Annotated in this window: 13 protein-coding genes; 7 read left to right on the forward strand and 6 right to left on the reverse strand. The window is 71.5% G+C overall.

Features of this window, described 5'->3' with window-relative positions; translation table 11 throughout:
• Positions 1 to 102 precede the first annotated feature (102 nt).
• The 3 genes from ABD324_RS27480 to ABD324_RS27490 are packed head-to-tail and all read left to right on the forward strand — an operon-like array spanning position 103 to position 3,742.
• Positions 103 to 2,370: a xanthine dehydrogenase family protein molybdopterin-binding subunit gene (locus ABD324_RS27480; protein ID WP_344423279.1), complete on the forward strand. Its 2,268-nt coding sequence runs from the start codon at positions 103 to 105 to the stop codon at positions 2,368 to 2,370.
• Complete coding sequence (locus tag ABD324_RS27485) at positions 2,367 to 2,918, forward strand: (2Fe-2S)-binding protein (RefSeq protein WP_344423282.1); 552 nt, start codon at positions 2,367 to 2,369, stop codon at positions 2,916 to 2,918. The genes ABD324_RS27480 and ABD324_RS27485 overlap by 4 nt, the downstream gene beginning before the upstream one ends.
• A complete protein-coding gene (locus tag ABD324_RS27490) occupies positions 2,915 to 3,742 on the forward strand; it encodes an FAD binding domain-containing protein (RefSeq protein ID WP_344423285.1) in 828 nt (275 codons plus the stop codon). Before ABD324_RS27485 ends, ABD324_RS27490 begins: the two co-directional genes overlap by 4 nt.
• 131 nt (positions 3,743 to 3,873) lie before the next feature.
• Here the strand turns inward: ABD324_RS27490 and mftM are convergent, their stop codons facing one another.
• Both mftM and ABD324_RS27500 read right to left on the reverse strand, forming a co-directional pair.
• Positions 3,874 to 4,572 carry a mycofactocin oligosaccharide methyltransferase MftM gene (gene mftM / locus ABD324_RS27495; protein ID WP_344423287.1) on the reverse strand — a complete coding sequence of 233 codons (699 nt, stop codon included), beginning with the start codon at positions 4,570 to 4,572 and terminating at the stop codon, positions 3,874 to 3,876.
• Positions 4,573 to 4,684: 112 nt separating this feature from the next.
• A complete protein-coding gene (locus tag ABD324_RS27500) occupies positions 4,685 to 5,206 on the reverse strand; it encodes an ester cyclase (protein WP_344423290.1) in 522 nt (173 codons plus the stop codon).
• A gap of 81 nt (positions 5,207 to 5,287) precedes the next feature.
• On the opposite strand from ABD324_RS27500, the gene ABD324_RS27505 reads away from it, so the two are divergent.
• Complete coding sequence (locus ABD324_RS27505; protein WP_344423293.1) at positions 5,288 to 5,908, forward strand: TetR/AcrR family transcriptional regulator; 621 nt, start codon at positions 5,288 to 5,290, stop codon at positions 5,906 to 5,908.
• Between the two features lie 44 nt (positions 5,909 to 5,952).
• On the opposite strand, the gene ABD324_RS27510 is transcribed toward ABD324_RS27505, so the two are convergent.
• The 4 genes from ABD324_RS27510 to ABD324_RS27525 form a co-directional block, all read right to left on the reverse strand.
• Complete coding sequence (locus ABD324_RS27510; RefSeq protein ID WP_344423296.1) at positions 5,953 to 7,488, reverse strand: VWA domain-containing protein; 1,536 nt, start codon at positions 7,486 to 7,488, stop codon at positions 5,953 to 5,955.
• The gene (locus ABD324_RS27515) at positions 7,488 to 8,693 is read right to left on the reverse strand and encodes an AAA family ATPase (protein WP_344423299.1); all 1,206 of its coding nucleotides are present in this window, start codon (positions 8,691 to 8,693) and stop codon (positions 7,488 to 7,490) included. Before ABD324_RS27515 ends, ABD324_RS27510 begins: the two co-directional genes overlap by 1 nt.
• 180 nt (positions 8,694 to 8,873) lie before the next feature.
• On the reverse strand, positions 8,874 to 10,166 hold the full coding sequence (gene mdo / locus ABD324_RS27520; RefSeq protein ID WP_344423302.1) for an NDMA-dependent methanol dehydrogenase: 1,293 nt from the start codon (positions 10,164 to 10,166) through the stop codon (positions 8,874 to 8,876).
• A gap of 190 nt (positions 10,167 to 10,356) precedes the next feature.
• Positions 10,357 to 11,445, reverse strand: coding sequence for a GNAT family N-acetyltransferase (locus ABD324_RS27525; RefSeq protein WP_344423306.1), 1,089 nt, complete (start codon positions 11,443 to 11,445; stop codon positions 10,357 to 10,359).
• A gap of 154 nt (positions 11,446 to 11,599) precedes the next feature.
• Here ABD324_RS27525 and mftA point away from each other — a divergent pair, with 154 nt between their 5' ends.
• From mftA to mftC, 3 genes are read left to right on the forward strand one after another with little or no spacing between them, the layout of a single operon-like run.
• The gene (mftA, locus tag ABD324_RS27530; protein WP_344423309.1) at positions 11,600 to 11,704 is read left to right on the forward strand and encodes a mycofactocin precursor MftA; all 105 of its coding nucleotides are present in this window, start codon (positions 11,600 to 11,602) and stop codon (positions 11,702 to 11,704) included.
• Positions 11,694 to 12,002, forward strand: a complete 309-nt coding sequence (gene mftB, locus ABD324_RS27535; RefSeq protein ID WP_344423312.1) for a mycofactocin biosynthesis chaperone MftB — start codon at positions 11,694 to 11,696, stop codon at positions 12,000 to 12,002. The genes mftA and mftB overlap by 11 nt, the downstream gene beginning before the upstream one ends.
• A gap of 28 nt (positions 12,003 to 12,030) precedes the next feature.
• Positions 12,031 to 13,254 carry a mycofactocin radical SAM maturase gene (gene mftC, locus ABD324_RS27540; protein WP_344423315.1) on the forward strand — a complete coding sequence of 408 codons (1,224 nt, stop codon included), beginning with the start codon at positions 12,031 to 12,033 and terminating at the stop codon, positions 13,252 to 13,254.
• Positions 13,255 to 13,328 lie beyond the last annotated feature (74 nt).

The raw sequence follows: 13,328 nt of genomic DNA on the forward strand, positions 1-13,328 counted from the left end.
CAGCGTGCCAGGACTACTGTCGCGTTCGATGAGCGAGCGTGCGAGCGAAAGATCACCACAGCGCCTGTGTGCGGCGCCGACCTTGCGCGGCAAGGGAGAGCGATGAGCATCCTGGGCACGCGTGTCGTGCGGACCGAGGATCCCGTGTTCCTCACCCGCGGCGCGACCTACACCGACGACCTGACCGACGAGCGTCTGACCGGGGCGCTGCACCTCACCCTGGTCCGCTCCCCGCTGGCCCACGCGCGCATCGCGTCGATCGACGCCGAGGAGGCGAGGAGCGCCCCCGGCGTCGTCGCCGTCTTCACCGGCGCGGACGTCGACCTCGCGCCCGCGCTGCTGTTCGGCGGCGCGAACAAGAAGATGGTGCGGCCCTTCCTCGCCACGGACACCGTGCGCTACGTCGGGGAGGCGGTCGCGGCCGTCCTCACCGAGGAGGCCTACCAGGGCGAGGACGCCGCCGAGCTGGTGGACGTCGACTACGACCCGCTCGACGTCGTGGTGTCCATGAAGGACGCCCTGCGGGACGAGGTGCTCCTCTTCCCGGAGGCCGGCACCAACAGCGTCACGAAGATGCACTTCGCGAAGGAGGAGGCGCCTGCGGACCTCTTCGCGGACTGCGAGGTCGTGGTCACGCGCGAGATCGTCAACCAGCGCGTCGCGGCGGCGCCGCTGGAGACCCGTGCGGCGAGCGCCTTCTGGGGCGACGACGGCCGCTGCACCATCTTCTGCTCCACGCAGAACGCCCAGTCCGCGCGCGACGAGGTCGCCGGCTGGATGGGGCTCGACACCAAGGACCTGCGGCTGATCCTCCCGGACGTCGGCGGCGGGTTCGGGGCGAAGATCGGCGCGGACCCGGAGTTCGCGCTGGTCGGCTGGCTGGCGAAGAAGGTGGGCCGGCCGGTCCGCTGGAACGAGAGCCGCTCGGAGAACATGACCGGGATGGTGCAGGGCCGCGGCCAGCTGCAGACCATCACGATCGGCGGCGACCGGGACGGGACCGTCAAGGCCTACCGGCTCGACGTCGTCGCGGACGCCGGTGCGTACCCGCGCCTGGGCGTCGCCCTGCCGATGTTCACGCGGATGATGGCGCCGGGCACCTACGACATCCCGAAGGTGTGGTCGACGGCCACGGTCGTCGTCACCAACACGACGTCGACGGCGGCCTACCGCGGCGCCGGGCGCCCCGAGGCCACCCAGGCCATCGAGCGCGCCATGGACCTGTTCGCCGACGAGATCGGCATGGACCCGGCCGAGCTGCGCAGGAAGAACGTGGTGTCGCCGGACAAGTTCCCCTTCACGACGAAGGGCGGCGCCGAGTACGACACCGGCGAGTACGCCAGGGCGATCGACCTGGCGTGCACGGCGGCGGACTACGACGGGCTGCGGCGCGAGCAGGAACGCCGCCGCGCCGAGGGCGGGCCGCTGCAGCTCGGGATCGGCGTCTCGTCCTATGTGGAGATCACCGGCGGTGGCGCGTTCGTCGAGAACGCCACCGTGCAGGTCCACCCGGACGGCACCGTCACGGTCCTCACGGGGACGAGCCCGCACGGGCAGGGCCACGCGACGGCCTGGTCGATGCTGGCGAGCGAGCAGCTCGGCATCCCGATCGACAGGATCACCGTGAAGCACGGCGACACGGACCTGATCCCCAAGGGCGCCGGGACGATGGGCTCGCGCAGCCTGCAGACCGGCGGCGTCGCGGTGCACAACGCCGCGGTCGACCTCGTCGAGCTCGCCAAGCAGCGGGCCGCGGACGTGCTCGAGGCGTCCGTCGAGGACCTCGTCGTGGAGAACGGCACGGTCGCGGTCAAGGGCACTGGAACCGGTGTGTCCCTTGCGGAGCTGGCCGGGCGCGAGGAGCTCAAGGCCTTCCACGAGTGGGACGCGAAGAAGCCCACGTTCCCCTTCGGCGCGCACGTCGCGCTCGTCGAGGTCGACGTGGAGTCCGGCAAGGCGACCGTCGAGCGGATCTGGGCGGTCGACGACGCGGGCCCGATCCTCAATCCGCTGATCTTCGACGGCCAGCGGCACGGCGGCATCGCGCAGGGCATCGCCCAGGCGATGCTGGAGGAGGTCATCTGGGACGACGAGGGGCAGCCGCTCACCGGCACCTTCGCGGACTACGGGATCCCGTCGGCGGCGGAGCTGCCCAGCTTCGACCTGGTCACGATGGAGACCCCGACGACCATCAACGCCATGGGCTACAAGGGCGTCGGCGAGGCGGGGACCATCGGGTCCTGCCCCGCGGTGCACAACGCGGTGATCGACGCCGTGTCGCACCTCGGCGTCCGGCACATCGACATGCCCCTCACCCCGATGCGGGTGTGGGAAGCGATCAACGAGGCGGAGAAGGGGGTGAGCACGTGAAGGTCGAGATCACGGTCAACGGCGAGCGCACCAGCGCCGACGTCGAACCCCGCACCCTGCTCGCGCACTACCTGCGCGAGAACGTGGGGCTCAGGGCCACCAACATCGGCTGCGACACCACGTCGTGCGGTGCGTGCACGGTGCTCGTCGACGGCGAGTCCGTGAAGTCCTGCACGGTGCTGGCGGTCCAGACCGACCAGCAGTCCGTGACCACGATGGAGGGCCTCTCCGAGGCCCAGCAGCTCGATCACCCGGTCACCGCGGCGTTCCGCCAGGAGCACGCCCTGCAGTGCGGCTTCTGCACGCCGGGGATGGTGATGGCGGCGATCAGCCTCATCGACGAGGCCCGGGCTGATCACGGCGGCGACCTGACGGAGTCCGACGTCCGCGAGGGCCTGGAGGGCAACCTCTGCCGCTGCACGGGCTACCACAACATCGTGCGGGCGGTGCTGGTCGCGGCGGGCCAGGACCCGGACGCCGCGCAGCGCGAGGGCACCGAGGACAAGACCGTCGCCCCGGGCTTCTCGGCCGGGAAGGCGGACCGGTGATCCCCGTCGGTTTCGCCTACGAGCGTCCCGAGTCCCTGGACGCCGCGATCGCCCTGCTCGCCGAGCACGGCGAGGACGCGACCGTCCTGGCCGGCGGGCACTCCCTGCTGCCGGTCATGAAGCTGCGCCTCGCGGCCCCCGAGCTGGTGATCGACATCGGCCGGCTCGCGGAGCTCAACTACATCCGCGTCGATGGGGACGAGGTCGCCGTCGGCGCCGCGACCCGCTACCGCGACCTGGTGATCTCCGACGTCCTCGCGAAGGAGTGCGCGCTGCTCCCGGCCGTCGCCCGGACGGTCGGCGACCCGCAGGTCCGCCACCGCGGCACCCTCGGCGGCGCGCTCGCCCACGGCGACCCGGCCGGCGACCTCCCCGCCGCCGTCCTCGCCCTGGAGGGCACGATCGTCCTCCGCGGCCCCCGCGGCACCCGGTCGGTCCCGATCACGGAGTTCTACACGGGCGTCTTCTCCTCGGTGAAGGAGCCGGACGAGCTGATCGTCGAGATCCGCCTGCCGCGCACCGGATCCACGGGCTGGGCGTACGAGAAGTTCACCCGCCGCAGCAACGACTGGGCCATCGTCGCGGTCGCCGTGGCGACCATGCCGGACGGCGCGACGCACGTCGCCATGGTGAACATGGGCAGCACCACCGTCCGCGCCACCGCCACGGAACAGGCCCTGGCGAGCGGCGCGAGCATCGAGGACGCGGCGCTGAAGGCCGCCGAGGGCACCGATCCGCCCACGGACACCCACGGCACCCCCGAGTACCGCAGCCACCTCGCCGCGGTCCTCACCCGCCGCGCCCTGACCACCGCCGCCCCCTGACCCCGACCCCCTGAGCGAGCGGCACTCTCGTTCATACCTGGTGAGCGAGAGTGCCGCTCGCTCACTCGGGCCCTGACGGAGCGAGCGGCACCTTCGTTCATACCTGGTGAGCGAGGGTGCCGTTCGCTCACTCAGCGGTCGAGGACGAGCCAGCCGCCGTGGTGCTCGCTCACCGCGAAATCCAGGCCCGACTCCTCGCCGAGGCGGCGCAGCGCCGCGGGATCGAACGTGGTGAGGTGGCCCCAGGTCTCGTTCGGCACCGCCTCGTACGGCACCGCGACGACCACCCGTCGTCGCGCCACCCGGATCGCCTCGGCGAGCACGAGCTTGCCCTCCTCGGCGGGGAGATGCTCGATCAGGTGCACGGCCAGCACCGTGTCGACGGAGGCGTCCGGGAGCGGGACGGCGCGGGCGTCGGCCAGCAGGGTCCGGACCGGCAGCCCCAGCCGCGGCGCCATGCGGGCCAGCAGGCCGACGGTGCCCTCGGTGATGTCGCTGGCGACCACCCGGTGCCCGGCCGCCGCCAGCCGCAGCGCGAGGAACCCGAAGCAGCACCCGAGCTCGAGGACGTCGCCCACCACCAGCGACGCCGCCCGCTCGTGCACCGGCTGCAGCTCGGCGTTCGTGCCGCCGGGATCCGGCGTACCTTGCAGCGCGGCGATCGTGTTGCGGTAGAAGGCGAGCCACGCGACGTCCGGATCCGCCGCGGCGCCGGTGACGATCGCGACGAACGCCTCCTCGAAGCGTTCCGGCGGGAGCACCCCGGGCACGACGAGCGTGCGGTCCAGCCATCCGGCGAGATCGTTGTCCAGCTGCCCGAGCCCGATCATGGCGGCTCCCTTCGTCCCTCTCGACGCTAGGGAGCCGCAGGCCGGCGCGGGTGCGATCCCGTCCGGCGGACACCGCGGAACCCTCCGACCGGAGAGGGCGAACCGCGGCCGATCAGGCGGGGTGCCCGCGACGCGCGCGGCGGGTGGCGATCGCGCTGCGCAGCAGGAACATCGGCGACGGCGGGATCCAGCCGAGCTGCAGGCCCATGCCCTGGTCGTCGCGGACCGCCCAGTGCTCGGTCACCCTGCCCTCGCGCACCCGCTGGAAGTGCGCCTGCCGCACCTCGAACCGTCTGCCCGTGGGGGCGAACGCCCGCTCCACGGCGCCGTCGGACCTGTGGACGACGAAGGGTCCGGTCTGCCGCCCGGACATACGGCACCCGACGACGGTCAGGTCCCCCTCGGCGACCGTGTCGTCGATGGTGAACGACAGGTCGGAGAAGGCCCGCCGCAGCCACTCCCCGGTGGCGAAGAAGGCCTCGGGGCCGGTGCCCCGGGTGTCCGGTGGCTCCGCGACGGCCTCGCGGTTCACCGCGCCGGGCGCGACGACCTCACGGAGCTCCTCGAGCGTGCCGCCGGCCACGAGATGGATGGCGCGCACGGCGACGTCGACGGCCGTGATCGTGCTGGTCATGGGTCCCCCCAAATTCGATACAGTGTGCTGTAGCAATTGAGGACGGTACGCTGTATCGAACTCGGAGGGAAGGGCCTTCTCGTGGGGTACGACAACAGCGGCCGGGCTGCCGCGGCGAAGGCCAACCGGACGCGCGTGCTCGCCGCGGCGCGGGCCGCCTTCCTGGAGAGCGGATGGGCGGGCACCACGATCCGCGGTGTCGCCGAGGGTGCCGGGGTGTCGCAGGAGACCGTCTACAAGACGTTCGGGAACAAGGCGGCGCTGCTCAAGGCGGTGCACGACGTCGCGATGGCCGGCGACGACGAACCGGTCTCCGTGGCCGATCGCCCTGCGGCGCAACGGGTCCGCGCGGCCACGACCCCGGAGGAGGGCGCGGCGGCGTACGCCGCGATGGCCCGCGAGATCTCCGAACGGGCCGGGCCGCTGATGCGCGTCATGCTCGCCTCACGCGGCGGCGACGCCGACCTGGAGGCCTACGCGGCCACGCTCGACGAGCAGCGTCTGGTGGGGACGACGATCCACCTCGGCCACTGGGCCGAGCGGGGCTGGCTGCGGACGGACGCGACCCGCGCCCGGGACATCGTCTGGATGCTCATCTCCCCGGCCGTCCACGAGATGACCGTGGCGCGGGGCTGGAGCGGCGACGACTACGAGGCCTGGCTCGCCGAGACGCTCCGCGCCACGATCCTGACCGACTCGTGAGTGGCGATAGTCGCTATGGCGACCATCGCCGCTCACAGGGGCTCCTAGCGGCCGATCAGCTCGCCCGCCATGTCGTTCGTGGTCTGCTCCAGGCCCGTGAGGTCGCGGACGACGCGGACCCGGTCGCAGTGCTCGGCGTACGCCGGCAGGTCGCAGCGGCCCAGGCCCCAGGAGTAGCGCGGCTCGGGCGTGAGCCAGATGGTTTCCCGTGCGCGCCTGGTGATCTCGATGAACGACTCCATGTTGGGGTCGTTGCCGTTGCCCCGCCCGTCGCCGAGGACCAGGACCGTCGAACGGCGGGTGACGGCCGAGCCGTGGTCCTCCAGGAACCGGCCGAACGCCAGCCCGTAGTTCGAGTTGGCGTCGACGTCGATCACCTCCCCGCCGAACACCAGCCCGAGCGCGTGCTCCACGGGATGGTCCGCGAACAGGTCCGTGATCTCGGCGATCTCGTCCACGAAGGCGAACGAGCGCACCTGGCCGAACAGGTCCTGCAGGCCGTGGACCAGGTGCAATGTGAAACGGGCCGTGGCGCGCACGGACAGCGAGACGTCGGCGAGCACCACGAGGCGCGGCTTGTCCTCCTGGCGGCGCACCGTGACGGGGGTGAACGGGACGCCGTCATAGCGCATGTTCTTCCGCATGGTGCGCCCGGAGTCGATACGGCCCTGGGGCGACACCCGGCGGCGGTGCGTCAGCGCCCCGTGCAGCGTCTTGGCCAGGCGCCGCAACGAGTCCTCGAGCTGCATCCGCTCGGTCTCCGACGCGCGGTCGACGTGCGCGACGTGCCCCTCGTCCTCACCGCCGTCGATGATCCGCTGCTCGATCTCCAGCAGTCGTTCCAGGTGGGCCTTGATCGCCTCGGGCAGGTTGGCGAGCACGCCGGCGAGCCGCCGTCTCAGGGCGGAGGCGTCGTCCTCCGTGGACTGGTCCACCTCCTCCTCGGCGGCGGTCAGCCAGCCGAGCAGTGCCTCCTGTTGGGCCACCGAGAGATCGGCGTCCACCTTGGTCCCCGTCGCGGTGGCGATGTCGCCGGGGAGGCCGGCACCGGAGAGCCGGTCCGTCTCGATCTGGACGCGGTTGCCCTCGGACAGCGGCTGGCCCTGGTTGTCCTTCGAGAACACGATCTCCTCGGTCATCGCCGCCAGGTCGATCTTGTTGGCCTCCTGGTGCAGGTTGTACTGCTGCGCCAGGTCCTCGGGGTCGAAGTAGTCCCGGATGTCCACGGGCTTGCCGTGCTCGTGGCCCTGCTGCGGGGTCTCGCTCGGATCCTCCGACAGCGTGAAGTTCTCCAGGGCCCCGTCGTCGGAGAGGTCGCCGTGGCCGTGCCCGTGGCCGTGCCCAGTCTCCGCCTCACCCACCTTGACCAGGGCGAAGAAGAGATCGAAGACCTCGTCGTAGGTGGCCTCGTCGCGGCGGTCCTTCACCAGCGCGACGCGCAGCGCCTCCTTGAGCACGGACTTGTCGGCCAGCACGCCCGGCTGCGAGGCGCACCGCATGGCGTCCACGGCCTCGGAGACCGAGATCCGCACGCCGCGGATGCGCAGCAGCCGGACGAACCGGTGGATGCTGGCCTCCATTACAGGGCCCTCTTGCGTCCCAGCCCGAACGAGCGCGAGCCCTGCCCCGACGTCACCGACCGCGGCGTGGCGGGCGCGTCCTTCTCGGTGCCCTTCGCGTACTTCGGGGTGCCGTAGACGCCGTCGCCGTGCCGGCCCGCGGTGTCCTTGGCGGTGCGGATCGCGCTGCCGTCCGGGCCGTCCCCGTCGTCGGAGGAGTGGGAGTGGTCGTCGTCGTGGCCGTGCCCGTGGCCGTGGCCGTGCCCGTGCGAGTGCTCCTCGATCGTCGCGTTGGGGTCGACGAGACGGGGCAGCGCGTCGAGCGCCTTCTTCACGTCCTTGTCGTACTTGACGACGACGGACACGGTGTCGGACAGGATCTGCGAGCTCAGCTCGTCCACACCCAGGACGGCGAGCGTGCGCGCCCAGTCGATCGTCTCGGAGATGCTGGGGGCCTTGCGCAGCTCCAGCTCGCGGAGCCCGCGCACCACGTTGACGAGCTCCTCGGCGAGCGAGTCCGACAGCCCGGTCTTCTTCGACCTCACGATCTCCAGCTCGCGCTGGGCCGACGGGTAGTCGAGGAACAGGTGCAGGCAGCGGCGCTTGAGCGCGGCCGCGAGGTCGCGGGTGTTGTTGCTCGTGAGGAGGACGTAGGGGCGCTGTTTCGCGGCGAAGGTGCCGATCTCGGGGATCGAGATCTGGAACTCGCCGAGGGTCTCCAGCAGCACGGCCTCGAGCGCCTCGTCGGCGCGGTCGACCTCGTCGATCAGCAGGACCACCGGCTCCTCGGAGCGGATCGCCTCGAGCAGCGGGCGGGGGGCGAGGAAGCGCTCGGAGAAGAAGACGCTCTCGTTCTGCCCGATCCGGTCCACGGCACTGGCCAGGTCGGGGGCGTCCTCCACGACCTGCCCGATCTTCTCGCGCAGGATCTGGGTGTACATGAGCTGCTTGCCGTAGTCCCACTCGTACAGGGCCTTGGTCTCGTCCTGGCCCTCGTAGCACTGCAGGCGCAGCAGCCGCCGCCCCGTGGCCAGCGCGAGCATCTTGGCGAGCTCGGTCTTGCCGACGCCGGCGGGTCCCTCGAGCAGCAGCGGCTTGTCGAGGCGGGTGAGCAGGAAGACCGTCGTGGCGAGTCGGGTGTCGGCGATGTAGCCCTGGTCGCGCAGGGCCTCGACCACCTCGTCGACGGACTCGAAGGGGGCGGTGTTCTCGGACGGCAACGTCACTGCCGGATCTCCTTCCGACGGCTCCTGGAGCGAGCCGGGGCGTACAGGCCGGCGGGCCCGTCACGCGTCCAGTGTGCGCCGGATTCGCGTGGCGGGCCCGCCGGAACCTCACGAAAAGTGCAGGTCACGCGTCGTGAGTGGCGATGGTCGCCGGAGCGACCATCGCCACTCACGGACGGGTCAGGACAGCAGGTCGTCCAGGTCGCCGTTGATGCAGTGGTCGACGACGGGGCGGACGGTCTCGAAGGTGCACTCCTTCGGGTTGCCCGGGGTGCAGGCGTCGCCGAGGACGTGGTTGGTGATGCGGTCGACGTCCGCGGCGTCGCCACGGATGGACTTCTCGTTCTCGTAGAACTTGGTGGGGCCCTTGCCGAGCCGGTTCTTCGAGTACGAGTCGGCCGTGACGTCGATGAAGCGCTCCGGGATGCCCACGTCGCGCAGCAGCCGGATCGCGGCGGCGAGCGCGGCCTCGGCGGCCTGCACCTTGGTCATGCCGTGGGTGTCGATGCCCATGGCCTCCGCGATGTCCGCGAAGCGCTCGTAGGCGACCGGCATGTTGAACGCCCACACGCGCGGCAGCGCGATGGCGTTGTTCAGGCCGTGGTGGGTGTCGTAGAACGCCGACACCGCGTGGGAGATCGAGTGGATGATCCCGAGACCACCGGAGTTGAACGCCTGGGCGGCGATGTACTGCGCGTACATCATGCCCTCGCGGCCGGGCAGGTCCTGGCCGTTCCAGACGGCCGCGCGGAGGCTCTGCGCGGTCAGCTTGATGGCGTGCAGCGCGTTGCCGAGCGACGGCTGGAAGTTCAGCCGGGACACGTACGGCTCGGAGGCGTGCGCCAGCACGTCGAACCCGCACTGCGCGGTGTAGTCGACCGGGCAGTCGTAGTAGAGCACCGGGTCGTCGATCGCCAGGGAGGTGACCGAGGCGTCGTCGAACGCGACGTACTTGTGGGGGTTGTCCGGGTCCGTCGTGGTGTCGGTGATGACGTAGGCCCACGAGGTCTCCGAGCCGGTGCCGGCCGTGGTGGAGACCGCGATGTGCGGCGGGTTCTGCGGGTTCTCGGACTTGTTGAAGCCCTCGAACTCGTTGACGTTGCGGCCGTCGTGGGCCACCGAGATGCGGGCGCCCTTGCAGGCGTCGTGGCTGGACCCGCCGCCGATCGAGACGAACGAGTCGCAGTTGTTCTGCTGGTAGAGGCCCACAGCGTCCATGACGTTGTAGTCCTTGGGGTTCGACTCGACCTGGTCGTAGAGGACGACCTCGAGGCCGTGGTACTTCATCGACTCGACGATCTTGTGGACGATGTCGGTACCGCGCAGGCCGGACGTCATGACCAGGGTCTTCTTGAAGCCGAGCTTCAGGGCCTCCGGCCCGATCATCTCGTGCGCACCCGGGCCCATCAGCGCCTTGGGGAACGGGTGGAACTCCTTGAGCGGGAACGGCTTGAGCAGTTCGTCGACCTGCATGGCAGCCCTTTCTGGTGCAGGTGGGGTCGGCCGGCGGCGATGCCTGCAGAGCCGACCGATCGGGTCGACGGCGACGCTAGGAGCGAGGTGACGCCCGGCACAGGGCAAGGCCACGGAAACCGTCAAGAGGTGGGGGCGGAAACCGTTCCGACGGAGGGGGGAACGACGCCTTGTCGCCACTTACTGGCGATTACCGACGGCTGGCCGCCCACGTCTCGTCGACCACCGCGAAGCCGTGGCGGGCGTACCACCCGCGCGGCCAGCCGTCGGCCAGGGCGTCGAGCGCGAGGAGGTCGCAACCGGCCTTCGCGGCGACCGTCAGGGCGCCGTTGAGCAGGGCGTTCGCGTGCCCGCGGCCCCGCGCTGAGGCCACCGTCTCGACCGCCTCGAGCACCGCCGTCGCCCCGTCCAGCTCGAGCGCGGCGGCCGCGACGACCCGGTCGTCGTCCCGCACGGCGAGGAACCGGACGTCCACGCCGGCGTCGTCGACGAGGTAGCGGTCCGGCAGCCGGAGCCGCAGCGGATCGTCCGCGGGCAGGTCCGTGCGCCAGGCCCCGACCCAGACGTCCCGGATGTCGTCGAGGGAGACCTCCTCGGCGCCGGGGCCGGCGGGCGCGGGCGTGCGGGCCATGACGACCTCGTGCTGCACGTACCAGCCGGAGCGGCCGAGCTCGCGGGCGACGGGGCCGGGATCGGTGCCCCGGACCGTCACGCAGCGGTGGGCGCGGCCGGCGCCGCCGAGCACCCGGTCGGCCTCGGCCGCGATGTCCTGGGCCGGGGTGCCGTCGTCGACCAGCAGCTGGTTGGTGGCGTGCGACCACGGCACGTCCGCCTGCAGGACGGCCACACCGCCCACCACCGGGACCTCGGTCGTGGCGAGCCGGCGGGGCAGCGAGTCCGCGAAGGCGCGCAGCCGGGCGGCGTGATCGGCCCGCTCCGGCGGCTCGGGCGGTGCGGCGAACGTGCCGTCCGGAAGCGGGCGGTAGGCCGACACGGCGATCACCGCGGTCACCGGCACGGGCTCGTACACGTGCGGGAAGCGCATCGACTCCGGGTCGCCGGGGACCCCGGGCTCCCACCGGACGTCGAGCCCTCCCGCGTCGACGGCGAGCAGCAGGAGGTCGCGGCGGCCGGCGAACAGGCGCGTGGCCGGGAGGGCGACCTGCGCCGCCGTCGACAGGTGCACGAAGCCCACCTCGGCGAGCGAGGGCGGGGCGACGACCCCGGTCCGCAGGGCGGCGCGCCACTCGGCGGGGGTCGTCAGATGGAGCAGGGTCACGGGCCCAGCATGCCGTCCCACCTGCGGCGACGGGGCGTTGCGGTGATCACGGTGCCCTCTCCTAACGGACGGGCCCCGAGGTCACCCCTTGCTTTAGGCACCGGGTGCCAATATCGTCCGTGAGGCCCGACACCGACGTCACCAGGAGGTTCGCATGGCCCCCGTTGATCAGCAGTCCGCGCAGGTCGAGGACGCCCCCGTCGTCGAGGAGACCCTCGTCGAGGAGGTCTCCATCGACGGTATGTGCGGTGTCTACTAAGACCGCGCCGGGCGCAGACGGTGCCGTCGGGGTCGACTTCGACCCCGGCGCCCCGTACCGCTGCAGCCCCCAGGTGTCGCTGCGCCCGGAGCCGTTCGGCGCCCTCGTCTACCACTTCGGCACCCGCAAGCTCTCGTTCCTGAAGACCCTCCCGCTGGTGGAGGTCGTCAAGGGCCTGGAGAACCACCCGGACGTCCACTCCGCGATCGAGGCGGCCGGCGTCGAGGAGGCCCAGCGCCCCGCCTACGTGGCGGCCCTGGCCGGTCTGGCCGCCTCCGGGACGATCGAAGCCCGCTGACCCACCACGTTCTTTCGGAGTGCCCCCGATGAAGCTGGTCGACCATTTCCAGTACGGCCTGAACTCCCCCATCTGTCTGACGTGGGAGCTCACCTACGCCTGCAACCTCGCCTGCGCGCACTGTCTCTCGTCGTCGGGCCGCCGCGACCCGCGCGAGCTGACCACGGCCGAGGCGAAGACCGTGATCGACGAGCTGCAGCGGATGCAGGTCTTCTACATCAACATCGGCGGCGGCGAGCCGACGGTGCGCCCGGACTTCTGGGAGCTGCTCGACTACTCGATCGACCACAACGTCGGGGTCAAGTTCTCGACCAACGGCCTGAAGATCGACAAGAAGCGCGCCGCCCAGCTCGCGCGCACCGACTACGTCGACGTCCAGATCTCGATCGACGGCGCCACCCCCGAGGTCAACGACTACGTCCGCGGCCCCGGCTCGTACGACATGGCGATCCGCGCGCTGGAGAACCTGGCCGAGGCGGGCTTCGAGCAGCCGAAGATCTCGGTCGTCATGACCCGGCAGAACGTCGACCAGCTCGACGAGTTCAAGGCGATCGCGGACAAGTACGGCGCCCAGCTGCGGATCACCCGCCTGCGCCCGTCCGGCCGCGGCGCGGACGTGTGGGACGAGCTGCACCCGCTGCCCAGCCAGCAGAAGCAGATGTACGACTGGCTCGTCTCCCGCGGCGACCAGGTGCTGACGGGCGACTCGTTCTTCCACCTCTCGGCCTTCGGCGAGGCCCTGCCCGGGCTGAACCTGTGCGGCGCCGGGCGCGTGGTGTGCCTGATCGACCCGGTCGGCGACGTGTACGCCTGCCCGTTCGCGATCCACGAGAACTTCCTGGCCGGCAACGTCCGCTCGCCCGGCGGCTTCCAGGAGGTCTGGGAGCACTCGGAGCTGTTCACCGAGCTGCGCCAGCCGCAGACCGGTGGGGCCTGCTCGGGGTGCCAGCACTACGACACCTGCCAGGGCGGCTGCATGGCGGCCAAGTTCTTCACCGGCCTCCCGCTCGACGGGCCGGACCCGGAGTGCGTGCGCGGCTTCGGCGAGCAGGCCCTGGCCTCCCGGGGCGAGGACCACGTGATCCCGAAGTCCGAGGTCAACCACTCGCGCACGACGCTCGGCAAGAAGGCCCCGGTCATGTTGCAGCTGGGCATGGGGCGGCCGGACCGGGCCTGCGAGACCAGCCCGCTCGCCGGGCTGGGCGCGTCGGAGTCCGACTCCGGCCTGCGCGTCCCGATCGCCGGCGCGTAGGGCCCACAGTCCGCCGGCGCCGAACCCGCACCCCACGGGTTCGGCGCCGCGCGACCCACTCAGTGATGAGCGAA

It is taken from the genome of Pseudonocardia ailaonensis (assembly GCF_039531635.1).
Taxonomy (GTDB): domain Bacteria; phylum Actinomycetota; class Actinomycetes; order Mycobacteriales; family Pseudonocardiaceae; genus Pseudonocardia; species Pseudonocardia ailaonensis.